Genomic DNA, 22,693 nt, shown 5'->3' with positions numbered 1-22,693 from the left:
GGGCGGGCATCCGCGCAGCTTGCCCGTATGCCGTCGCAACGCCTGCGACGGCGTGCCGCTCAGCCGGCGCGGAACAGCGGCCGGAAGGTGGGCGCCACCCACGGCAGCAGCACCTTGGCTGGTACCTCCACGGTCTGGGTGCCTTCCACGTAGGGCGCGACCTGGTAGGGCGGGAACACGAAGCGCAGCGCGCGGATGCTGCCATCGGCATTCATCACCGGCTCGAACAGTGCGAAATGCGCCGGCTTCGGTGCAGTGCCCGCATCGATCATGCCGCCGCGCATCTGCAGTTGCTCCGCGTAGACGTCGGGCTCCAGGTGGTCATCGTCGAGATCGCGCTGCAGCTGGGCCTTCAGGCGGGCGCGCGCATAGTCGGCCACCGCCTGCCAGCCTGCTGCATCTGGAATCAACTGCTCGGCCGCCAGCATCTGCTGCATCTGCGGCAGCCAGACGAAGCGCTGCTCCAACGGAATGCCATGCGCGCCGCCCTGATAGCTGCTACCGCTGGCGGCCACCGCGACCACCCGCGGCGTTTCCGCGACCATGCTGAACTGCAGGCTGAGGTCATAGGGCGCCGGCGGCTTGCGGCCTTGCAACTTGCCTACCGCCTGCATCAGTTGATCCTGCATCGCCACGGCGTAATCCTGCAGCGCCCGCGCTAGCGGTGGATAGCGCCTGGCCGCCTGCGGATAGCTGATGCCGATGATGTAGGCAGGCGTGGTTTCGATCACGTCCTGCAACTCTGGGGCGGCCTCGACCGAGGCCTGTCTGGATGCCTCCGAAGCCCCCACGGATGCCTGCACCTCGCGCCCACGCTGGCAAGCTGCCAGCAGCAGGCATCCCAGGAAGACGATGCGAAGACCGGATGTGAACGCCGCCATGCAACGAGCACTCGCTGACAACCAGGAAGCGCGCGGATTCTGACACGACGCGCGCAAAGAAAAAGCCCGGCTTACGCCGGGCTTTTCTGCGCGATGCGCGGGCGGCTTACAGCGCCTGCACTTCGTCGGCCTGCAGGCCCTTCTGGCCCTGCACGACCTTGAAGGAGACCTTCTGGCCTTCCTGCAAGGACTTGAAGCCAGTGCCCACGATCGAGCGGAAGTGGACGAAGACGTCCGGGCCGGATTCCGGGGTGATGAAGCCGAAGCCCTTGGCGTCGTTGAACCACTTGACGGTACCGGTCTGACGATCCGACATGTTGCTACTCCTGAAGAACAGTTTGAAATGGAAACACGGCAGGCGAGCCAGCCGCGACTGTCGAGCAAGGGGCAACGCACACGATGTAGCGGATCGCAATGGATCTACCGCATCGGGTCACGATGTACCGTGATCCCGCTTGAAACAGTGAGCGCACATTACCCTGTTTTCGAGTGCATTTGTGCATCTTCCGCAAGATTTTTTTCGTCCCGTGCCGGACGTTGGGGCTACCAGTCGGTGTGTCCAGGCAGTAGACCACGCAGCTCGGCGTCGGTCAGGTTGCGCCATCGTCCGGGCTTGAGATGGCCCAGCTTGACGTTGCCGATCCGGACCCGGAGCAGCCGCTTGACCCGGTAGCCGAAATGCGCCGCCATCAGCCGGATCTGCCGGTTCAGGCCCTGCACCAGCACGATCCGAAAGCCATACCGCCCCAGCTTGCCGGTCTTGCAGGGCAGCGTGGGCACACCGTGCACCGGCACCCCACCCCGGGCCATCCCGCGCAGGAACTCCTCCGTCACCGGGTGATTCACCGCGACCAGATATTCCTTCTCCAGCTTGTTCTCGGCGCGCAGGATGCGGTTGACGATGTCGCCGTTGCTGGTCAGCAGGATCAGCCCTTCCGAGTCCTTGTCCAGCCGGCCGATCGGGAAGATGCGCTGCTCGTGACCAACGAAATCGACGATGTTGTCCTTCACGTCGGTCTCAGTGGTGCAGGTGATGCCCACCGGCTTGTTCAGCGCGATATAGACGTGCCGGCGTTTGCCTGCGGCGGCAGTGCGTGCGGCAAGCAGGTTGCCGTCGATGCGCACCTCGTCGCCTGCTCCCAGCTCCGCGCCGATGCGGGCGGGCAGCCCATTGACGGTGACCCGCCCTTGCACGATCAGGCGATCGGCCTCGCGACGGGAGCAGAAGCCGGTGTCGGCGATGTGACGGTTCAGGCGCATGAACGGCATTCTACCGGCCGGTGCGCGTCAGACGATGAAAAAATCCACCCGTCACGCCGATCTGGCCTGCATTCCTCCAACACTCACAGGAGCTTCACATGCGCCCTCATTGGCTGCTTCCAGGCTTGCTCATGCTGACGTTCGCCAGCGCGTCCCTGCACGCCACCGAACCCGTCGCCAAGACCCGCGATGACATCGCCGCCGGCGCCAAGCTGACCAAGGCCGACGCTGCCCGCACCGCCGAAGCCGGAGGCCGGCACACGCCTTTCCACAACCGCATCACCCTCGATACGGCGCGCGGCGCGACCACCGCCCAGCCCGGCACGCGCCCGCAGCAATCCCAGCTCCCGGCGCCGATCGAATGCCCGCCCTGCGGTAGCCTGCCGGCCACCCCCAAGGCCATGCTGGAACGACGCGCAGCCGGCGGCAATCCGACGCCGACCTCGGCTCCGACCCATACCGTGCCGGTCGCCTCGCCGACCAAGTGAGGCGAGCCGGGACGGAATACCGCGCGTCCCCGCGGGCCTCGGCAGGAACCTCTGATCAGCTCAAAGGTTCCCGTCGGCGATGGATGGCCAGCCGCGCATCAATCATGCAAGTGATTGATGCGTTTGGGCCAGTCCGGGCCTGTACCGGGCTCGGCGCGGGCTGACAACGCCTGGACGGCGTTGTTCAGACCTTCACTGGTGCGCCTATCATGCGATGCAATCTGGTGACAACCGGAGGAGGCGCATGTCCACTGCCGATGACCCGCTGGCCGCGCTATGGCGCCCGCCCGCGCTGATGGGCGTGGTGCTGGGCGGCGAAGCCCTGGCCGCGATCCTGGCGCTGGCGCCCACCCACGGCGGCGAGCGTCTGGTGCATTTCGGGCTGGCCTCGCTCGGCATCCAGTGGGTGGCCCTGGGCACCCTGTGCGCGATTTACTTGCTGCGGCGGCCGCTGGGACGCCTGCCGCCGCTGCGCCTGGCCTGGGCCTGCCTGGTCCTGTTCCTGCTGATGAGCCTGTTGGTGGCCGCGGCGGCCTGGAGCGTGCTGGTGATGACCGCCAACGCCGAAGGCACGCGCACCGGCTTCATCCTGCGCATGCTGGGACTGGCCCTGGTGGTGGGCTTGATCGGGCTGCTCACCTACCAGAACTACTGGCGCTCGCGGCAATGGGCGGTCCGCGCAAAACAGCTGGAACTGGAGGCGCTGCAGGCGCGCATCCATCCGCACTTCCTGTTCAACACCCTCAATACCGGCGCCGCGCTGGTGCACGCGCAGCCGGATGCGGCCGAACGCGTGCTGCTGGATCTGGCCGACCTGTTCCGCAGCGCGCTGCGCGGGCCGCAAGAAATCCCGCTGGCCGAAGAACTGGCGCTGACCCGGCGCTACCTGGACATCGAAGCCCTGCGCCTCGGCCCGCGGCTGCAGCTGGACTGGCAGGTGCCAGAGCCGGTGCCGGCCGTGCAGGTGCCGTCGCTGTCGATCCAGCCGCTCGCCGAGAACGCGATCCGCCACGGCATCGAGCGCCTGCCGCAAGGCGGCCGGGTCGAAGTGCAGGTGCGCATCGACGGTAGCTGGATCGAGATCCGGATCAGCAATGACCTGCCCGCGGACGATGAGGCCCGACGCGGCCATGCCATCGGGCTTGCCTCCGCGCGCGAGCGGGTGCAGGCGATGACCGCCGACCGCGGCCGGGTGGACGCCGGGGTCGAGCACGGGCGCTACGTCGCGCGCATGCTCCTGCCGGCATGAGCACCAACATGGACCACCGCCGCAGCGTGGCGGCGGTGATCGCAGTGGATCAGGCCACCACCCTGTAGCAGGGCTGATAGTCGCCGGCGATCTTCATCCGCCGCTGCTGGACGAAGGCGCGCAACAGCGCATCCAGCGCCTGCATGATGTCGGCATCGCCGTGAATCTCGAACGGCCCGTGCGCCTCGATCCGGCGCATGCCGTCCTCCTTCACGTTGCCCGCCACGATCCCGGAGAACGCGCGTCGCAGATCGGCCGCCAGCTCGTACGGCTTGCGCCCGTGGTGCAGGTCCAATCCTGCCATCAGCTCGTGGGTCGGGGTGAACGGCTGCTGGAACTCCAGCGGCACATGCAACCCCCAGTTGAAGAAGAACGAATCCTGCTGCGCGATGCGCTGTTCCTTCACCTTGCGGATGCCCGCCTCCATGCGCTTGGCCACCTGCACCGGATCGGCAACGATGATCTCATAGCGCGCTGCTGCGGCATCGCCCAGGGTCAGGCGGATGAATTTGTCGATCTGCTCGAAATACGGCGCCGCGCCGGTCGGGCCGGTAAGGATCAAGGGGAAATGCAGATTCGCGTTTTCCTCGCGCAGCAGGATGCCCAGCAGATACAGGATCTCCTCGCAGGTTCCGACGCCACCGGGGAATACGATGATGCCGTGCCCGATGCGGACGAACGCCTCCAGGCGCTTTTCGATGTCCGGCATGATCACCAGGTGGTTGACGATCGGGTTGGGCGACTCGGCTGCGATGATCCCCGGCTCGGTGATGCCGATGTAGCGGCTGCGGCGGCGGCGCTGCTTGGCATGCGCGATGGTGGCGCCCTTCATCGGCCCCTTCATCGCGCCCGGGCCACAGCCGGTGCAGATGTCGAGCCCGCGCAGGCCCAGCTCGTAGCCGACCTGTTTGGTGTACTTGTACTCCTCCTGGCCGATCGAGTGGCCGCCCCAGCACACCACCAGATTCGGGTCGCCCGGCTGCAGCACGCGCGCATTGCGCAGCAGGCGGAACACCGCGTCGGTGATGTCGGCCGACGTCTGCGGCTGACAGTCGCCGTTGAGGTCGATCGCGGTGAACGCGATGTCGCGCACCACCGCGAACAGCAGCTCGGCCACGCCCGCGATGATCTGGCCATCGACGAACGCCATCGCCGGCGCGTGGGTCAGCTCGATGCGCACGCCGCGGTCCTGCTGCCGCACCTGGATATCGAACTCGGGATACAGCTCCTGCGCGGCGCGCGGGTCGTCGGAGGCGCTGCCGGAGGTCAGCACTGCCAGCGCGCAGCGGCGCAGAAGTTCATGCAGGCCACCGGAGGAGGCATCGCGCAGGCGCGCCACCTCCTCGCGCGAGAGCACGTCCAGCCCGCCGCGGGGATAGATATGGGTGGAAACCGTGGGGAGCGTGGAAGCCGCCGCAGCGGCGAGATTGGGCGAATCGTTGTTGTCGTTCATGCGTCCACTTTAGCGCAGTTGCCACCGCCGCGACGCAACGACGGCGCGGCTGGAAAACGCACGAAAAAAACGCCCGGGTGGCCCCGGGCGTTCGCAGAGAGAACCGATGACTATCGGGATCAGAACTTGTACTTGATGGTCAACAGCGCCTGCCAGCGCGAGATCACGCGCGCCGGGTTGGCATAGGTGTCGTACACGCCGAAGCTCTGCCAGGTCGGGTTGGTGGGAGTACCCAGATCATACACATACTGGCAGTTGGTCGGGCAGGTACCGGTGACGTCCACGACATTGGCCAGACGGCGGGTACCGAAGAAGCCCAGGCCGTTCTGCTGGCCCCAGTTCTTGTTGAGCAGGTTCAGGAAGTTGTAGATGTCCAGGCGTACCACGAACTTGTTGCCCTTGAAGAAGCCGGGCAGCTCCTGCTGGAAGCCCACGTCCAGCTGATTGATCCAGGGCTGATGCGACTTGTTGCGCTCCGCGATCTGGCCACGGTGGGCGTTCAGGTATGGATCGCTGCTGATGAGCGCCTGGAAGGCATCGATCTGCGCCTGGGTGGTGCCAGGCTTGTAAGTGACCTTGGGGTCGTTCAACGTCGGAATGTACGCCAGGTCGACGTTGGCGATGCCATCGCCGTTCACGTCGGTGCCAAACACCCAGCTGTACGGCAGGCCGTTGCGCCCGTTGTAGTACACCGAGATCGTGGTCTTGTAATCACCGAAGAACGCGTGATCCCAGTTCAGCGAGGCCTTGACCGACAGCGGCACCTCGAAGCGCGAGGCCGCCTCCACCGAATCGTTCGGATTCACCCGCGCCACGTAGTTGTAGTTCGAGAACGCCTGCGAGGCGGTACCCGGCATGACCTCGGTGCTGCGGGTCTGGGTGATGCTGAAGCTGCCGCGGAAGCCGTTGGCCATGCTCTTGGACAGGGTCAGGGTCAGCGCGTCGGTATGGCCCTTGTTGGTATTGGTCAGCAGGGTCGAACGGGTGCTGATCTCGGCATACGCGCCGTTATTGGTGCCCGTACCAATCGAGGTAGTGCTGGAATTGGGATAAGTCACCCAGTACGAATCACGCCCATCCGGCAGCTTGCCGTTCGGCACGCCGACGTTCGGAATCTTGTAGTCGATCGCATCCTTCGCCTGCAGATGCTGATAGTCCAGGCTGGCGGTGATCCCCCACAGCCAGGGCAGCTCGGCATCGAAGCCCAGGCTGAACTTCCAGGCGGTGGGGAGCTTGAAGTTCGGGTCCACCACGTCGATCTGGCAGACTGCGTTGGTCGCGCACACGCCGGACGCCACCGCGGTCGGGCCCGGCTGGTTGTAGGGATCCGGGCTGAACGGATCGGCGCTCGGATTGGTGCTGCTGTACTGCTTGGCCGAGACCACGCCGTTGTTGGTGTACGGATTGGTCATCCACACATAGGGCGGCACGGTCTGGAACAGGCCGGCGCCACCGCGCAGCTGCATCTTGTTCTCGGTCGGGAAGGTGTAGTTGAACGCGAAGCGCGGCTCGATCACCTTGTTCTTCGAGCTCAGGGTGGTGGCGCTGGTGTAGCCAAAGCGGCTCTCCCACACCGGCGCGCCCGGGGTGGCGCCCGGCGCGGTGTTGGTGCTGCTCTCCACCGCGACCGGCGGCGCATGGTCGGCCTTCGGGATGTTGACGCGCACACCGAACACCAGCGACAGGTTGTCGGTCACCTGCCAGGTGTCCTGCAGGAACGGGCTGATCTGGGTGTACTTCCAGGTGCCGGCGCTGTCGGCCAGGGTCACGCCGGTCGGCAGGTAGTTCTTGACGAACGAGTAGTAGTTCTTGGCCAGGATCTCATCGACCACCGATCCGTTGTTGTTCTTGTCGTAGAAGCTGTAGGACCCGTGCAGCAGCTGGCCGAACACGTTGGCCACCTTGTTGCTCAGGAAGTCCACGCCGCCCTTGATCACGTGATCGCCGGCATAGTAGGTGCCGGAGAAAGTGCCACTGATGCGCTTGCTGTCGATCGAGTTCTCGTGACGGAACCGATCCTCGCCACCGATCACGCGCGGCGCGGAACCGTTGACCGCGCTGGAGTTGGTCGCGTTGCTGCACTGGCTGGCGGTCGCAGTGAAGCAGGCATAGACCTCGGGCTGGTCGATCGCCGCGCCGTTGTTGGCGTGGTAGTGCTGATAGCCGATCTTCAGCTCAGTGCTGAAGTTCTCGGTCCAGTCGCTGAACAGCTGCACCGAATAGTTGTCGGTCTTGTTGGCGACGGTGTACCAGTTGCTCGGCAGAAGCACGGTGTAATCGCGTGCGTACGAGCTGTACGGCGTCGGGCGCTTCTCGTCGGTGCGCTGGAAGGTGAAGCTGGCGCGGTGGTTGTCGTTGATGTTCCAGTCCAGCTTGGCCAGGGTACGCTTGTTGTCGAGCGAAGCCGCCACGTCGCCGTAGTTGCCGACGTTCAGACCAATGGCATTGAACGCCGCCACTACGTCGGCCACCTGCTGGGCCGTCAGCTTGCTGCTAGTGACGGCATCGGTGCCGACGCCGGCCAGATTGCTGATCTTCTGCTCCTCGTAGGAGGTGAAGAAGAACAGCTTGTCCTTGATGATCGGGCCACCGAAGGTGAAGCCGGTGGTCTCATTCTTGTCGAAGCCCTTATAAGCCGGGCCACCCCGGCGACCGACCATGCTGCTGGCGTCGGTCAGCGCGTAGTACAGCGAGCCATGGAAATCGTTGGTGCCGGACTTGGTCACGGCATTGATGCTGGCGCCGACGGAATCGTTGGTGACGTCGAAGCCGGTGATCTTGATGTCATACGCGGCGATCGTATCCGGCGAGATCGGCGAACCGGTGAAGCCCAGGCCGTTGGCGTTCAGGCCGAACGGGTCGTTCACCGACAGGCCGTCCACGCTGATGCTGTTGTAGCGGTTGTTCTGGCCGCTGACCGAGATCGAGCCGTCGTTCTGGTCGGTCACGGTGACGCGCGGATCCAGGCGCGCGATGTCATCCAGCGAGCGGTTACCGCTGACTGCGGTTTCCAGCTGGCGGCCGCTGATCGAGGTGCTGATGCCGCGGTTGTTGGGGTCGAACAGGTAGTTGCCCGCATCGCCCACCACGACCACCTTGTCCAGATCCTTCGACACCGGCGCCAGCGAGGCGTTGACGGTGCTGACCTGGTTCAGCTCCAGATACACGCCATCCTCGGTCTTGGTACCTTCGCCCGGCTTGCTGATGGTGATCCGGTACGGACCACCCACGCGCAGACCGCGGGCGTTGTAACGACCATTGGCGTCAGTGACGGCGCGACTGACCGTGCCGGATTCGACGTGGACGATGGTGACCTCGGCGCCAGCCACGGGCTGGCCGTTGGCGCCGGTCACCTGGCCAGCGAGGCCGGACGATGTGCTCTGCGCGAACACGGGAGCCGCGGCAAGCGCGACCATCAGGCCCAGCGACAGCTTCGACAGCCGGACGCGGTTCAGGTGGTTCATGGTATGACCTCTAACGGTTGTATAGAAAAATACGCGGGCGAATCGGCTCGAGGGCTGGTGCGCCCGCCCCCTGCGGTCACCGGCCCGTTCTGCGGGATTTCCGCACGCCGTGCCCCGGCGTACGGAATCACTGAAGTTTAACATGCTGGAGGGGGATCATGACGGCGTCATGACAGCCCTCTTGGCAACATCCCTGGACCGGACGCAACCCTCACGCCACCGCGCGCAGGTAGCTGGAGAGTCCGTCCAGGAACATCTGCACCGACAGCGCCACGATCACCATGCCCATCAGGCGCTCCAGCGCGATCAGCGCGCGGGTGCCCAGCAGCGTCTTGAGCCAGGTGGCGCTCAGCAGGATCACCGCGGTGGCCAGCCAGGCCAGGGTGAGGGCCAGCATCCAGTCGCCCATGCGATCGGGCTGCTGGCTGCCCAGCAGCATGACTGCGGCCATGCCGGACGGCCCGGCGATCATCGGAACCGCCAGCGGCACGATGAAGGGCTCGCCGCCCGGCACCTCGCCCATCACCCCGTCCGCGGTCGGGAAGATCATGCGCAAGCCGATCAGGAACAGTACGATGCCGCCGGCGATCGACACCGATTCCTGACGCAGGTGCATCAGCTCCAGCGCGTACTGGCCGCCCCACAGGAACAGCATCAGCACGATGAGCGCAATCAGCAGCTCGCGCAGCAGGACCTTGCGCTGGCGCTCGGGCGGCACGCTGCGGAACAGGCTCAGCAGCACCGGGATGTTGCCCAGCGGGTCGAGGATGAAGAACAGCAGGACGGCGGCGGAAATGATGGTCATGCCGCAGCCACCTCGCGCACCCGCCCACGCCAAGCCATACCGGCCGCGGACAACAACTCCACGCAGGCGGCGGCGTATTCCCCAGGCGGACGCGCCTCGGTATCGGCATTGGCCTGGTAGGCGCGGGCGCGCAGGCCGGTGCGCATCGGGCCCAGCCGCAGCCCGCTGATGCGCGGACCGGCTTCGCCCAGCTCGGCCTGCAGCATGCCGATCAATGCCGCCTGCGCGGCCTGCGCCAGGCCATACCCGCCCCAGAACGCGCCACTGGTGCGGGCAGGATCGTCCAGCACGAAAACGGCCGCGCCGAGATCGGACTTCGCCAGCAGCGGCAGGCAGGCCTGGGTCAGCCACCAGCGCGCGGTCAGATCGACATGGAGGGCGCGGGCGAAATCGGCCGGATCGGTATGTGCCAGCGGAGTCAACCCTTTGAACTCGGCGGCGCAGTGCAGCAGGCCGTCGAGTCGCCCGAACTCGCGCTCCAGGACCTGCGCCAGCTGGTCGTAATCGTCGGGCGAGGCGCCTTCCAGATCCAGCGGATACAGCGCCGGCTCCGGCCCGACCGCCCGCGCAGCGTCGTACACGCGGTTGAGCGCGGCGACCCGGCGCCCGAGCAGGACCACGGTCGCCCCGGCCTCGGCGCAGGCCACGGCCGCGGCCGCCCCCAGCCCACCGGTGGCGCCGGTCACCAGCACGGCGCGGTCTTGCAGCGCGCCCGGCACGCTCAGTCCTTCCGCGCGTCGGCCACCAACCGCGCGAGCTCGCCGGATTCGGCCAGCTCCACGGTGATGTCGCAACCGCCGATCAACTCACCGTTGATGAACAGCTGCGGGAAGGTCGGCCAGTCCGAATAGCGGGGCAAGTTGGCGCGGATCTCCGGATCCTCCAGCACGTTCACGGCATGCAGATCGGTGGCGCCGGCCGCCTTCAGCGCCTGCACGGCGCGGCTGGAGAAGCCGCACATCGGGAACTGCGGAGTGCCCTTCATGAACAGCACGATGGGATGATTTTCGATGATCGCGCGGATGCGCTCTTCCACGGACATGGACGACATGCGGATGAACTCCTGCAACGGTGCAAACCGCCTGCTTCACCTTTTGACAACGAGCGTGGCGGATACAATGCCGCATTGTAAGCCGTCCGCGCGGCCGCTGCCGCGCCCCACCCCAACCACTCAAGGAGTCTGCCGTGGCCATCGAACTGCCCGCTCTGCCCTATGACCGCACTGCACTCGAGCCGCACATTTCGGCCGAAACCATCGACTACCACTACGGCAAGCATCATCAGGCCTACGTCACCAATCTGAACGCGATGATCGCCGGCACCGAGTTCGACGGCATGCCGCTGGAGGAGATCATCCGCAAGTCGCAGGGCGGCATGTTCAACAACGCCGCGCAAGTGTGGAACCACACCTTCTACTGGAACTGCCTGAAGCCGGGCGGCGGTGGCGAGCCCGGCGGCAAGCTGGGCGAGGCGATCAACGCCGCATTCGGCAGCTTTGCCGCGTTCAAGGAAGCCTTCACCAAGACCGCGATCGGCACGTTCGGCTCTGGCTGGGCCTGGCTGGTGCAGCGTCCGGATGGCGCGCTGGCGCTGGTCAGCACCTCCAACGCGGCCACCCCGCTGACCGGCGAGGACACCCCGCTGCTCACCTGCGACGTGTGGGAGCACGCCTACTACATCGATTACCGCAACGCCCGCCCGAAGTATGTCGAGGCGTTCTGGAATCTGGTGAATTGGGATTTCGTGGCGGCCCAAATGAAATAAGCCGTCCAATCATTCCATGTCATGGAGAAACGGCCGGGGCAGCCCGGCCGTTTTCGTTGCGATCCCCGCCGTGAGACGCGCTCAGGCCGTCAACCGCGCGATCACCGGCGCGACCTGCGCCTGCCGGCCCAGCGCCTCACCGATGCGGCGCAGCGATGCCGCCAGCTCCGCCGGATGCTCGGCGCGCAAGGTGGCATGGCCGACCTTGCGGCCCGCGCGCGGCAGCTTGCCGTAATCGTGCCAGTGCCCGCCCGCTTCACGCAGCACCGGGCCCGCGTCGGGCAGGGCACCGATCCAGTTCAGCATGCAGGCATGGCCGACCATGCGGGTATCGCCCAGCGGCAGGCCGAGCACCGCGCGCAGATGGTTCTGGAACTGGCTGGTCTCGCTGCCTTCGATGGTCCAGTGCCCGGAGTTGTGCACGCGCGGCGCCATCTCGTTGGCCAGCAGCTCGCCGTCGCGGCAGAACAGCTCCAGCGCGAACACGCCGACGTAGTCCAGCGCCTCGGCCAGCTTACGCGCATGGGACAAGGCGGTGTCGCGCAGGGCAGCATCCACCGGCGCCGGCGCCAAGCTGGCCGAGAGCACGCCATCGACATGCCAGTTCTCGGTCAGCGGCCAGGCGCGGAACTCGCCGTCGCGGCCGCGCACGGCCACCACCGACAGCTCGCGCTGGAAGGCGACGAAGCCTTCCAGGATCAGCCCCACCCTTTCCGCCTGCGGCCCCAATGCCTCCCAGGCAGCCTCGATGTCGGCCGAGGTCTTGATGCGGAACTGACCCTTGCCGTCGTAGCCGAGCCGGCGCGTCTTGAGGATGCAGGGCGTGCCGAGCGCGGTGACCGCCGCGTCCAGCGCGGCGCGATCCGGCACGTCCGCGAACGGCGGCACCGGGATGCCGAGTTCGCGGAACAGGGTCTTCTCGGCCAGCCGGTCCTGCGCGGTGGCCAACGCGCGCGGGTTCGGGAACACCGGCACCTTGCCGGTGAGCCAGCGCGCCGATTCCGCCGGCACGTTCTCGAAATCGAAGGTCGCCACGCCGATCCGCGAGGCGAACTCCTCCAGCGCCGCCGGATCGGTGTAATCGCCGACCACCATCGGCGCAAACTGCCCGGCGCAGGCATCGTGGGCGGTATCGAGCACCAAAAAACGCAGGCCCAGCGGGGCGCCCGCCAGGGCCAGCATGCGCGCCAGCTGGCCGCCACCAAGGATGCCGACGGTGGTCATCGTGGCCTCGCCGATCATGCGCGCGGGTCGTCGTTACTCACGACGTCCTCGGTCTGCTTGGCGCGGAAGGCGGCCAGCGCCGCGCCGATGGCAGGAAACTCGGTGGCCAGCATCGCGGCCGCGAACAGCGCGGCATTCGCAGCGCCGGCATTGCCGATGGCGAACGTGGCCACCGGAATGCCGGCCGGCATCTGCACGATCGACAGCAGCGAATCCAGCCCGTTCAGCGCCTTGCTCTGCACCGGCACGCCCAGCACCGGCAGCGCGGTCTTGGCCGCCAGCATGCCCGGCAGGTGGGCGGCGCCGCCGGCGCCGGCGATGATCGCGCGCAGGCCGCGCCCAGCCGCGCCCTCGGCATAGGAAAACAGCACGTCCGGGGTGCGGTGCGCGGACACTACCTTCACCTCGTGCGGCACGCCCAGCGCATCGAGCTGCGCGGCGGCGTGCCGCATCGTCTCCCAATCGGAGCGCGAGCCCATGACGACGCCGACCAGCGGCACACCCTCGTTGACAGCGGACATGACGTTCCCCGTTCGCTAAAGCCGTATTCTAACGGCCCCCGTCCGCCCGTACCGAATGATGGACCGCAAGCTGCTCGATCTCCTCGTCTGCCCCGTCACCCGCCAACCGCTGTCACTGCTTGAAGGCGCAGGTCTCGACGCGCTCAACCGTGCGATCGCTGCCGGCCAGGTGATACGCGCCGATGGCGCGCCGCAACGCGATCGCCTGCGCGAAGCGCTGATCACCCGCGATCGCAAGACCGTCTACCGGATCGACGACGGCATTCCGGTCCTGCTGGCGGAGGACGCCATCGCCACCGCGCAGATCGACGGCTTTCCGGGCGCATGAGCGCGACAATTTCCCTGCCCGATCCGGCCGCGGTCGCCGCCAATGTCGCCGCGGCACTGGCCGAAGATCTCGGCCCGGGCGATGTCACCGCCGCGCTGCTGGACGATGCGCCCGAGCAGGCCTATCTGCTGTGCAAGGAAGACTGCGTGGTGGCCGGACGGCCGTGGTTCGATGCCTGCCACCGCGCGCTCGATCCGGATGTGCGTATCGACTGGCAGTGCGCGGAAGGCGATCGGGTCACCGCGGGCCGCGTGCTGGCGCTGTTGCAGGGACGCCGGCGCGCGCTGGTGGGCGCCGAGCGTGCCTCGCTCAACTTCCTGCAGACCTTGAGCGGCACCGCCACCGTCACCGCCCGCTACGTGGACGCGGTGCGCGGCACCGGCGCACTGATCCTGGACACCCGCAAAACCCTGCCAGGGCTGCGCGTAGCGCAGAAATACGCGGTACGGGTCGGCGGCGGCGCGAACCACCGGATGGCGCTGTTTGACGCGGTGATGCTGAAGGAAAACCACATCCGCGCGTTCGGCTCGGTGACTGCGGCCATCGCGCGGGCACGCGCCCTGCATCCGGAACTGCCGCTGATCGTGGAAGTCGAGACGCTGGACGAACTGCGACAGGCGCTGGATACCGGCTGCACGCGCGTGCTGGTGGACGATTTCGACCCGGCCATGCGCCGCGAGGCGGTGCGGATCGCCAAAGGCGCGCCCTATTTCGGCCGCATCCCGCTGGAAGTCTCCGGCGGCGTGAGCCTGGAAGCGGTGCGCGCGATTGCCGAGGACGGGGTGGACTGCATCTCGATCGGCGCACTGACCAAGCACGTCCACGCCATCGATTTTTCGTTGAAACTCGGCCCGCCGCCCCCAGCTTGACGTCATGCCCACTCTGCTCGTCCTGATGCTCGTCGGCACTGCCGGCCTCCTCTTTTTCACAGCGTCCCGCGCGGCCGCTGAGCGCGCCGCCGAAATCAGCCGTGATGCCTGCGCGGCAGCCGGAGTGCAGTGGCTGGATCAGTCGGTGCATGCCACCGGCCTGCGCCTGCGTCGGCGCGACGACGGCTGGCTGGGGCTGGAGCGCCGCTTCCGCTTCGAATACTCCGAAGACGGGCAAGATCGCCACGTCGGGCAGATCGTGCTGCTGGGCGGCAAACTGGTGGGCTTCAGCGGCCCGATCCGCGCAGCGCAGGCGGTGGTGCGGGCATTTCCGTCGGGCTGAGGCGCAGCATCGCCCGAGCATGCCAGCCGCCCGGCCGGCGGCGGGCAGCGTGAGGGCCGCACTTACTTCACGATGCGCAGATGGCCGCGGCGCGGCGGCGGGCGGTCGTCATCGCCGCCATCGCGCGGGGCCGCTTCCGCACTGGAGGCCGGCGCAGCGTGGCTTTCGGGATCGTCGTCGGCATGCATGGCGCCCACCCCCGCGGGCTCCACGCCAGTCTCTTCCTCCGCAAGCGGCAGGTCCTGCGGCAGCGCCATGCCCTGGCCGGTCTCGCGTGCATAGATGGCGATCACCGCGGGCAGCGGCACCACCACGTTGTGACTGACGCCGCCGAAGCGCGCCGCGAAGCGCAGTGCGTCGTTATCCATCTGCAGATGACCGACCGCGCGCGCAGCAATGTTGAGCACCACCTGGCCGTCCTTGACCGTGTGCGGCGGCACCCGCACGCCTGGCACGCGCGCATCCACCAGCACGTGCGGAGTCATGCCATTGTCGACAATCCATTCGTACAGCGCGCGCAGCAGGTAGGGCCGCTGCGAGCTCATCGCCGGCATCGGAGGCTGGGTCGCCATGCTCAGACCGGAATCGCGCGCAGCTGCTTTTCCTGCGGCGTCAGGCTGCGTTCGAAGCCGGGGTTGCGGAAGATGCGGTTGCCGTAGTCCTCGATCGCCTTGCCGTCTTTCGGCAGCGGGATGCCCAACGCCTCCAAGCGCCAGATGATCGGCGCCATCGCGCAGTCCGCCAAGCTCATTTCCTGGTTGAGGAAGAACTTGCTGGCCTTGAACAGCGGCAACGCGGCGGTCAGCAGCTCCTTCAGGCGCTTGCGCCCGGCTTCGGCCTGCTGCTTGTTGCCGAACTGGATCGCCTGCACCTGCGGCACCCAATCGTGCTCGATGCGCAGCATGGCCAGGCGCAGGCGCGCGCGGGAGAGCGGGTCCACCGGCATCAGCGGCGGGTGCGGATAACGTTCGTCCAGATATTCGCTGACCACGCTGGCGGCGTACAGCACCAGGTCGCGCTCCACCAAGGTCGGCACCGAATGGTAGGGATTGAGGTCGATCAGATCTTCGGGCGGGTTGTGCGGATCGACCGGGATCAGATCATAGGTAACGCCTTTCGCCGCCAACACCAGGCGCACACGGTGGCACAACACATCGTCGACAGCAGAATACAGGGTCAAGGCGTTTCGCATGCGCGGACTCACAGCCATCATCAGGATCACTCCCGCGCCCGGCCCATGCCGGGCGCACCTTGCGCCGCCCGCACGCTGCGGACGGCGATCAAGCGACGTTCCCTGCCGCCGGCGTCCCTGCCGCTGGCGCCGCGTCAGTGAACGTCACGCCAGTATTCTTGCTTCAACAGCCACGCCATCAGCGAGAAGAACACCAGAAACAGCAGCACCCACACGCCCACGCTCTGGCGCTTGAGCGCCACCGGCTCGCCGACGTACTCGAGGAACGCGGTGATGTCGCGCACGGTGCGATCGAACTGCGCCGGAGTCTGGGTGCCGGCCTGGCTGATGGTAAAGCCCTCTACCGGAAGCTCACCCGCTTCGGTTTTCTTGCCATAGACCGGCTGCTGGATGCCCTGCAGCTCCCATAGCGGGTTCGGCATGGAGGCGTTCGGAAACAGGGTGTTGTTCCAGCCGACCGGGCGGCTTTCATCCACATAGAAGGACTTCAGATAGGTGTAGATCCAGTCGCTGCCGCGCACGCGCGCGATCAGCGACAAATCCGGCGGCGCCTTGCCGAACGCGGCCTTGGCCAGCTCCGGCGGCATCGCCGACAGCACATGGTCGCCGATCTTGCCGCCGCTGAAGTTCAGGTTCTGCATCACCTGGTCTTCGGTCAGGCCGAGATCCTCGCCGATGCGCGCGTAGCGCACGTATTTCAGCGAATGGCAGCCGCTGCAGTAGTTCATGAACAGGGCCGCGCCATGCTGCAGCGAGGCCTTGTCGTTGAGATCGACTCCGGCCTGCTGAAGGTTGCCGCTTTCATTGGCAAGAGCCGCGCAGGACAGCACGAAGCCTGCCGCCAACAGGGCCACGCGGGACAAGATGGTCTTAATCATGCATCGTCACCCGTTCCGGCACCGGCTTGGTCTTGTCCAGCTTGGACCACACCGGCATGGTGATGAAGAAAGCGAAATAGAGGAAGGTCAGCACGCGGCCGATGATGGTCTCCACCGGATCCGTGCCGGGACCTGCGCCGATCTTGGCCAGCCACAAAAAGCAGGTGGCGAACATCAGCAGCATCACCCAGCTCAGCCAGCCGCGGTAGCGGTAGGACTTGACCGGGGACTTGTCCAGCCACGGCACCAAAAACAGCAGCGCGATCGCGCCGAACATCACCAGCACGCCCCACAGCTTGATGCCGAAGAATGACGGCACCACCCGCAGCATCGCGTAGTACGGGGTGAAGTACCACACCGGCTTGATGTGCGCCGGGGTCACCAGCGGGTTGGCCTCGGTGAAGTTGTCATGTTCCAGGAACCAACCGCCGAAGGTCGGGGCAAAGAAGATGATGAACGCCGCGACGACCAGGAAGCAGCCGACGTAAAACAGATCCTTGACCGTGTAGTACGGATGGAACGGGATGCCATCGGCCGGTGCCGTCTGCGACCAGCGGTTGCCCTTCGGCCCCTTCTTGATCTCCACCCCGTCCGGATTGTTCGAGCCGACTTCGTGCAGCGCAAAGATGTGCAGCACCACCAGCAGCAGCAGCACCAGCGGCAAGGCGATCACGTGCAGGGCGAAAAAGCGGTTGAGGGTGGCATCGCTAGGGTTGTAATCGCCCATGATCCACTCGGTTAGGCCGCCGCCGATCACCGGGATCGCCCCGAACAGCGAAATGATGACCTTGGCACCCCAGTACGACATCTGCCCCCAGGGCAGCACGTAGCCCATGAAGGCCTCGGCCATCAGCACCAGGTAGATCACCATGCCCAGCAGCCACACCAGTTCGCGCGGCTTGCGGTAGCTGCCGTACATCAGCCCGCGGAACATGTGCAGGTAGATGACGATGAAGAACAGCGACGCGCCAGTGCTGTGCATGTAGCGGATCAGCCAGCCCCACTCCACGTCGCGCATGATGTACTCGACGGAGCCGAACGCCTCGGCGGCGCTGGGCTTGTACTGCATGGTCAGGAAGATACCGGTCAGGATCTGGTTGGCCAGCACCACGATCGACAACACGCCGAAGATGTACCAGATATTGAAGTTCTTCGGCGCGTAGTACTCGCTCATGTGCTTGCGGTACACCGGCATCAAACCGGGCGCGCGCACGTTGATCCAGTCCATCAGGCCGTTGGCGGCGCGAGTGAGGATGTTCGCCATGGCTTACGCAGCTCCCTTCGGATCGACACCGATGACGACGACATTGTCGCCTTCGAAGTGATAGGGCGGCACCGGCAGATTCAGGGGCGCGGGCTGCGCCTTCAGCACGCGCCCGGCCAGGTCATAGCGCGACTTGTGGCAGGGACAGAAATAGCCGCCCTTCCAGTCCGGATCGAACGGCTCGGGCTTGACCTCGGGCTTGAACTCGGGCGCGCAGCCCAGATGGGTGCAAACGCCGACCAGCACCGCGATTTCGGGCCGGATGGAACGGGTTTCGTTCTTGGCGTAGGACGGCTGCGAGGAGGCATCCGAGTGCGGATCGGCCACCAGCGGATCCATCACCGGCAAGGTCGCGAGCATGGCCTTGGAACGCTTGGCGATGTAGATCGGCTGACCGCGCCAGTTCACGACCAGCTGCTGGCCGTCCTGCAGCGCGCTGATGTCCTGACTGACCGGGGCGCCTGCAAAGCGCGCGCGCGCGCTCGGGCTCCAGGACTTGATGAACGGCACCGCCGCGAACCCGGCACCCACTGCCCCCACCACCGCGGTCGTCGCGGTGAGGAACCGGCGTCGCCCAGGATTGACCTCTTCGTTCGCCATCCCGTACTCCGTAATAGAGGACTTGACTGTCCGGACCGACTGGAGGCCGCGGCCCCAATCGCAAAGGACGATGAAGTGTATATGAACGCTTAACGCGCCGACAATCCGCTGCGCAAGGGGGCGCCTGCGGCCGCCAGGGCGACCCGATAGCGCTCTGCCAACACCCCCACTCGCTGCACGTACCGCTGGGTCTCCGGGTACGGCGGCACCCCGCCATACTTGTCCACCGCCCCTTCCCCGGCGTTGTAACCGGCCGCCGCCAGGGTCAGGTTGCCGTTGAACCGCTTCAGCAGCCAGGCCAGATACTGCACCCCGCCACGAATGTTCTGCCCGGCGTCGAAGGCATCCAGCACGCCGAACCGGCGTGCGGTGGCGGGCATCAGCTGCATCAGCCCCTGCGCCCCGACCCGCGAAATGGCCGCGGGATTGAACGCGGATTCGGCGTGGATGATGGCGCGCACGATCGCCTCCTCCACGCCAAGCTCGCGCGCGGCCGCGGCGATTTCGTCACGGTAGGCGGTGGTGTTCAGGCGCACCGTGCGGAAATCCACCCCCGGCAGCACCCCACAGGCATAGCAACGCTCGATATACGAATAATGGATGGTGCGAATGGCGCTCATCGGCACCCCGGCAGGACGCACGCTGGTGTAGGTACGCACTCCATCCTTGCCGACAAAGCTATACAGCTGGCCGCGCACCAGCCGCGGGCCCGCGGCCGGCCCCGGGGCTGGGGCGGGAGAAGACGCGGACGCAGGCAACGACGCGACCTGAGGCGAGCCTCCGTCCGTCTGCGGCTCTCTCGGCATGGAAAGCGGCGCGGAAGGCGCCGCCGGCGGACGCACCACCGTGGCCAGCGGCGGCGCGGGCGTGGCTACGGACGACTGGACGCGTGACGCCGCCCGCGCTGGCGATGCGCGGTAGCTTCCGAGCAGCCGGCACTGCGCACCCGGCGGGCGCTTGTTGCCGTAACTCACCGACCCATCGCCACCCACGCAGCGATACACACTCCCCGCCAGCACCGGCGCGGCCAGCGCCAGCAACGCCCCCGATAGAATGACTCTCGCCCCCCTCATGGCGGGAAGTCTCGCCCTGCACACCGTTGCTTGGCAAGCATCCGCCCCCCCGCCTGAGCGCTGCCGTAGAATAGCCCACCCTTTCATCCATCCGGCCCGGACTCACCGCCGCGCCCCGGAGTTGCCATGACCGACCTGCACCCCCTGCCCGCCCCGCCGCCTGCCGCGACCACCGCCGGCAGCGGCCCGAAGCTGTTCATCCAGACCCACGGCTGCCAGATGAACGAATATGACTCGGCGCGGATGGCCGACGTGCTGCGCGCCGCGGAAGGCATGCAGCTGACCACGAACGCCGACGAAGCCGACGTAATCCTGATCAATACCTGCTCGATCCGCGAAAAAGCGCAGGAAAAGGTGTTCAGCCAGCTAGGCCGCTGGAAGCAGCTCAAGCAGGGCGGCCGCCCGGTCATCATCGGCGTCGGCGGCTGCGTGGCCAGCCAGGAAGGCGCCGCGATCCTGGAGCGCGCGCCGTACGTGGACCTGGTGTTCGGCCCGCAGACCCTGCACCGGCTGCCGGAGCTGATCCGCGCCCGCCGCGAACAGAACGCGCCGCAGGTGGACATCAGCTTCCCCGAGATCGAGAAGTTCGACCGCCTGCCGGAGCCGCGCGCGGAAGGCCCCACCGCCTTCGTCTCGATCATGGAAGGCTGCTCCAAGTACTGCACCTATTGCGTGGTGCCCTATACCCGCGGCGAGGAGATCAGCCGACCGTTCGAGTCGGTGCTGACCGAAGTGGCCGAGCTGGCCGCCCAGGGCGTGCGCGAGGTCAACCTGCTGGGGCAGAACGTGAACGCCTACCGCGGCGCGCTGGGCGAGGATGGCGCCACTGCCGACCTGGCGCTCTTGATCCGCGCGATCGCCGAAATCGACGGCATCGGCCGCATCCGCTTCACCACTTCACACCCGCTGGAGTTCAGCGACTCGCTGATCGAGGCCTACCGCGACGTGCCCAAGCTGGCCAACTACCTGCATCTGCCGGTGCAGTCCGGCAGCGACCGCATCCTGGCGGCGATGAAGCGTGGCTACACCGCGCTGGAGTTCAAGCAGAAGATCCGCAAGCTGCGCGCGGTGCGGCCAGATATTTCGATTTCGACCGACTTCATCGTCGGCTTCCCGGGTGAGACCGACGCCGATTTCGAAAAGACGATGAAGCTGATCGAGGATGTCGGCTTCGACCAGAGCTTCTCCTTCATCTACTCACGCCGTCCCGGAACCCCGGCTGCCGACCTGCAAGACACTACGCCGCATTCGGTCAAGCAGGCCCGCCTGGAGCGCCTGCAGGCCGCGATCAATGCCAATGCCCGCCGGATCAGCGAGGCGATGGTCGGCAGCGTGCAGACCATCCTGGTCGAGGGTCCGTCGAAGAAGAACCCGGACGAGCTGACCGGCAAGACCGAGAACATGCGCTCGGTGAACTTCCCGGCTCCCCGACGACTGATCGGCCAGTTCGTCCAGGTGGAGATCACCGAAGCGCTGACCAACTCCCTGCGCGGCCGGGTGCTGACCCGCGATGCGGCCTGAGCCAGGCCCGACCATGCACCGTCGCGATTTCACCCTCGAACCCGATGACATCGAGCGGCTGGCCAACCTCAGCGGCCCCTTCGACGCCCATCTGCGCCTGATCGAGCTGCGCTTGGGCGTGCAGATCGCCAACCGCGGCAGCGTGTTCCGGGTGGCCGCCGACAACGCCGAGGCCGCCGAACGCGCCGAGGCGTTCCTGCGTCGGCTGTACGACGATGCCGCCGGCGAGACCCTGGACGAGCACGCCGTGCACCTGCGCCTGGGCGCATTCGCGCAGCAGGCCGCGCCCATCGACGGTCCTGCCGGCCAGGACGTGGCGGTGCGGGTCAAGCGCGGCACCCTGCGGGGGCGCGGGCCCAACCAGCGCAAATATCTGCAGGCAATCGCCAGCCACGACATCAACTTTGGCATCGGCCCGGCCGGCACCGGCAAGACCTACCTCGCCGTGGCCATGGCGGTGGACGCGCTGAACCAGTCGCGGGTGCAGCGCGTGGTGCTGGTACGCCCGGCAGTGGAGGCCGGCGAGAAGCTCGGATTTTTGCCGGGCGACCTCACCCAGAAGGTCGATCCCTACCTGCGCCCGCTGTACGACGCGCTGTACGAGATGCTGGGCGTAGAGAAAGTCGCGCGCCTGATCGAACGCAACGTGATCGAAATCGCGCCGCTCGCGTTCATGCGCGGGCGTACCCTGAACGACGCATTCGTGATCCTCGACGAAGCGCAGAACACCAGCATCGAGCAGATGAAGATGTTCCTGACCCGGCTCGGCTTCGGCAGCACCGCGGTGATCACCGGCGATCTGACCCAGATCGACCTGCCCAGGCACCAGAAATCCGGCCTGAAGGATGCGCTGGAGGTGCTGCGCGGAGTCGAGGGCGTGAGCTTCACTTTCTTCGAGGCGCGCGACGTGGTCCGGCATCCGCTGGTGGCGCGTATCGTCAATGCCTACGACGCGCGCGATGCCGCTGCCAGAGAGTAAGATGCGCGCATGACCCAAGGTCCGGTCCGCCTGGATGTCGCCGTCGGCTATGCGGTGCCGCGCGCCGGAGTTCCGGCGGTAGTGAGTTTCCGCAAATGGGTGGCGGCCGCGCTGGCCGGTCGCATCCGTGAAGCCAACCTGGCGATCCGCATCGTCGGCACCCGTGAAGGCCGCGCGCTGAATCGCCACTACCGCGGCCGCGACTACGCCACCAACGTGCTCAGCTTTCCGGCGGAACTGCCGGAGGGGCTGCCCAAGAACGTGCGCCTGCCGCTGCTGGGCGATCTGGTGCTGTGCGCGCCGGTGATCGCCCGCGAGGCCAAGGAACAGGGCAAGCCGCTGAACGCCCACTACGCCCATCTGACCGTGCACGGCTGTCTGCACCTGCTGGGCTGGGACCACCAAGATGCGCGCGAGGCCGAGGCGATGGAGCGTCTGGAGCGCGAGATCCTGGCCACGCTCGGCCTGCCCGACCCCTATCTGGACGCATGAACATCCGCGGCCGCAGATTCGCTAGACTTTCACCGTCGTTTCCCC

25 protein-coding genes are annotated in these 22,693 nt (G+C 66.7%); 9 read left to right on the top strand and 16 right to left on the bottom strand.

The annotated features are described in order from the left end of the window. Positions 1-59: 59 nt before the first annotated feature. The 3 genes from ML342_RS00885 to ML342_RS00875 form a co-directional block, all read right to left on the bottom strand. Positions 60-881: an RsiV family protein gene (locus ML342_RS00885; protein WP_240125027.1), complete on the bottom strand. Its 822-nt coding sequence runs from the start codon at positions 879-881 to the stop codon at positions 60-62. Between the two features lie 106 nt (positions 882-987). Continuing rightward, positions 988-1,197: a cold-shock protein gene (locus tag ML342_RS00880; protein WP_072755265.1), complete on the bottom strand. Its 210-nt coding sequence runs from the start codon at positions 1,195-1,197 to the stop codon at positions 988-990. A gap of 227 nt (positions 1,198-1,424) precedes the next feature. Further along, positions 1,425-2,141: a pseudouridine synthase gene (locus ML342_RS00875; protein ID WP_240125026.1), complete on the bottom strand. Its 717-nt coding sequence runs from the start codon at positions 2,139-2,141 to the stop codon at positions 1,425-1,427. Positions 2,142-2,239: 98 nt separating this feature from the next. On the opposite strand from ML342_RS00875, the gene ML342_RS00870 reads away from it, so the two are divergent. Further along, positions 2,240-2,629, top strand: coding sequence for a hypothetical protein (locus tag ML342_RS00870; RefSeq protein ID WP_240125025.1), 390 nt, complete (start codon positions 2,240-2,242; stop codon positions 2,627-2,629). A 244-nt stretch (positions 2,630-2,873) separates the two neighbouring features. Continuing rightward, on the top strand, positions 2,874-3,878 hold the full coding sequence (locus ML342_RS00865) for a sensor histidine kinase (protein ID WP_240125024.1): 1,005 nt from the start codon (positions 2,874-2,876) through the stop codon (positions 3,876-3,878). Positions 3,879-3,927: 49 nt separating this feature from the next. On the opposite strand, the gene ppnN is transcribed toward ML342_RS00865, so the two are convergent. The 5 genes from ppnN to grxD form a co-directional block, all read right to left on the bottom strand. Continuing rightward, complete coding sequence (ppnN, locus tag ML342_RS00860; protein ID WP_240125023.1) at positions 3,928-5,331, bottom strand: nucleotide 5'-monophosphate nucleosidase PpnN; 1,404 nt, start codon at positions 5,329-5,331, stop codon at positions 3,928-3,930. Between the two features lie 119 nt (positions 5,332-5,450). Then, positions 5,451-8,795: a TonB-dependent receptor gene (locus ML342_RS00855; protein ID WP_240125022.1), complete on the bottom strand. Its 3,345-nt coding sequence runs from the start codon at positions 8,793-8,795 to the stop codon at positions 5,451-5,453. Between the two features lie 211 nt (positions 8,796-9,006). Then, complete coding sequence (locus tag ML342_RS00850) at positions 9,007-9,600, bottom strand: YhgN family NAAT transporter (RefSeq protein WP_240125021.1); 594 nt, start codon at positions 9,598-9,600, stop codon at positions 9,007-9,009. After that, positions 9,597-10,325 (bottom strand): SDR family NAD(P)-dependent oxidoreductase, encoded by a 729-nt coding sequence (locus ML342_RS00845; RefSeq protein ID WP_439655133.1) that lies wholly within the window; start codon positions 10,323-10,325, stop codon positions 9,597-9,599. The genes ML342_RS00850 and ML342_RS00845 overlap by 4 nt, the downstream gene beginning before the upstream one ends. After that, positions 10,322-10,642 carry a Grx4 family monothiol glutaredoxin gene (gene grxD, locus ML342_RS00840; protein WP_240125343.1) on the bottom strand — a complete coding sequence of 107 codons (321 nt, stop codon included), beginning with the start codon at positions 10,640-10,642 and terminating at the stop codon, positions 10,322-10,324. Before grxD ends, ML342_RS00845 begins: the two co-directional genes overlap by 4 nt. A gap of 143 nt (positions 10,643-10,785) precedes the next feature. Between grxD and ML342_RS00835 the strand changes: the two genes are divergently transcribed. Beyond that, complete coding sequence (locus ML342_RS00835) at positions 10,786-11,364, top strand: superoxide dismutase (RefSeq protein ID WP_240125019.1); 579 nt, start codon at positions 10,786-10,788, stop codon at positions 11,362-11,364. Between the two features lie 81 nt (positions 11,365-11,445). On the opposite strand, the gene ML342_RS00830 is transcribed toward ML342_RS00835, so the two are convergent. Both ML342_RS00830 and purE read right to left on the bottom strand, forming a co-directional pair. Beyond that, positions 11,446-12,588, bottom strand: coding sequence for a 5-(carboxyamino)imidazole ribonucleotide synthase (locus ML342_RS00830; protein WP_240125342.1), 1,143 nt, complete (start codon positions 12,586-12,588; stop codon positions 11,446-11,448). Positions 12,589-12,602: 14 nt separating this feature from the next. Continuing rightward, a complete protein-coding gene (gene purE, locus ML342_RS00825; protein WP_240125018.1) occupies positions 12,603-13,109 on the bottom strand; it encodes a 5-(carboxyamino)imidazole ribonucleotide mutase in 507 nt (168 codons plus the stop codon). A gap of 58 nt (positions 13,110-13,167) precedes the next feature. On the opposite strand from purE, the gene ML342_RS00820 reads away from it, so the two are divergent. From ML342_RS00820 to ML342_RS00810, 3 genes are read left to right on the top strand one after another with little or no spacing between them, the layout of a single operon-like run. Then, entirely contained in the window at positions 13,168-13,437 is a 270-nt protein-coding gene (locus tag ML342_RS00820) for a Trm112 family protein (RefSeq protein ID WP_240125017.1), read from the top strand. Next, positions 13,434-14,306, top strand: coding sequence for a carboxylating nicotinate-nucleotide diphosphorylase (gene nadC / locus ML342_RS00815; RefSeq protein WP_240125016.1), 873 nt, complete (start codon positions 13,434-13,436; stop codon positions 14,304-14,306). Before ML342_RS00820 ends, nadC begins: the two co-directional genes overlap by 4 nt. Before the next feature lie 4 nt (positions 14,307-14,310). Beyond that, the gene (locus tag ML342_RS00810; RefSeq protein WP_240125015.1) at positions 14,311-14,649 is read left to right on the top strand and encodes a DUF3301 domain-containing protein; all 339 of its coding nucleotides are present in this window, start codon (positions 14,311-14,313) and stop codon (positions 14,647-14,649) included. Positions 14,650-14,711: 62 nt separating this feature from the next. Here ML342_RS00810 and ML342_RS00805 read toward each other — a convergent pair whose 3' ends face one another. The 6 genes from ML342_RS00805 to ML342_RS00780 form a co-directional block, all read right to left on the bottom strand. Beyond that, positions 14,712-15,221, bottom strand: a complete 510-nt coding sequence (locus ML342_RS00805) for a ClpXP protease specificity-enhancing factor (RefSeq protein ID WP_338064964.1) — start codon at positions 15,219-15,221, stop codon at positions 14,712-14,714. Positions 15,222-15,223: 2 nt separating this feature from the next. Continuing rightward, positions 15,224-15,859, bottom strand: coding sequence for a glutathione S-transferase N-terminal domain-containing protein (locus ML342_RS00800; protein WP_240125340.1), 636 nt, complete (start codon positions 15,857-15,859; stop codon positions 15,224-15,226). A 116-nt stretch (positions 15,860-15,975) separates the two neighbouring features. Further along, a complete protein-coding gene (locus tag ML342_RS00795) occupies positions 15,976-16,719 on the bottom strand; it encodes a cytochrome c1 (protein ID WP_240125014.1) in 744 nt (247 codons plus the stop codon). After that, entirely contained in the window at positions 16,712-17,983 is a 1,272-nt protein-coding gene (locus tag ML342_RS00790; RefSeq protein ID WP_240125013.1) for a cytochrome b, read from the bottom strand. The genes ML342_RS00795 and ML342_RS00790 overlap by 8 nt, the downstream gene beginning before the upstream one ends. Positions 17,984-17,986: 3 nt before the next feature. Further along, the gene (gene petA, locus ML342_RS00785) at positions 17,987-18,583 is read right to left on the bottom strand and encodes a ubiquinol-cytochrome c reductase iron-sulfur subunit (RefSeq protein ID WP_240125012.1); all 597 of its coding nucleotides are present in this window, start codon (positions 18,581-18,583) and stop codon (positions 17,987-17,989) included. Positions 18,584-18,672: 89 nt separating this feature from the next. Continuing rightward, positions 18,673-19,656 carry a lytic transglycosylase domain-containing protein gene (locus ML342_RS00780; protein ID WP_240125011.1) on the bottom strand — a complete coding sequence of 328 codons (984 nt, stop codon included), beginning with the start codon at positions 19,654-19,656 and terminating at the stop codon, positions 18,673-18,675. A gap of 126 nt (positions 19,657-19,782) precedes the next feature. Between ML342_RS00780 and miaB the strand changes: the two genes are divergently transcribed. The 3 genes from miaB to ybeY are packed head-to-tail and all read left to right on the top strand — an operon-like array spanning position 19,783 to position 22,648. Beyond that, positions 19,783-21,177, top strand: a complete 1,395-nt coding sequence (miaB, locus tag ML342_RS00775) for a tRNA (N6-isopentenyl adenosine(37)-C2)-methylthiotransferase MiaB (RefSeq protein WP_240125010.1) — start codon at positions 19,783-19,785, stop codon at positions 21,175-21,177. Positions 21,178-21,190: 13 nt separating this feature from the next. Further along, positions 21,191-22,156, top strand: a complete 966-nt coding sequence (locus ML342_RS00770) for a PhoH family protein (RefSeq protein WP_240125009.1) — start codon at positions 21,191-21,193, stop codon at positions 22,154-22,156. Positions 22,157-22,165: 9 nt separating this feature from the next. Beyond that, the gene (gene ybeY / locus ML342_RS00765; protein WP_240125008.1) at positions 22,166-22,648 is read left to right on the top strand and encodes an rRNA maturation RNase YbeY; all 483 of its coding nucleotides are present in this window, start codon (positions 22,166-22,168) and stop codon (positions 22,646-22,648) included. Positions 22,649-22,693 lie beyond the last annotated feature (45 nt).

This window comes from Thermomonas alba, from assembly GCF_022419205.1.
In the GTDB taxonomy this organism is placed as follows: Bacteria; Pseudomonadota; Gammaproteobacteria; order Xanthomonadales; family Xanthomonadaceae; genus Thermomonas; species Thermomonas alba.
Note: the sequence above shows the minus strand (reverse complement) of the source record. Positions and strands in the feature narration are given on the sequence as shown.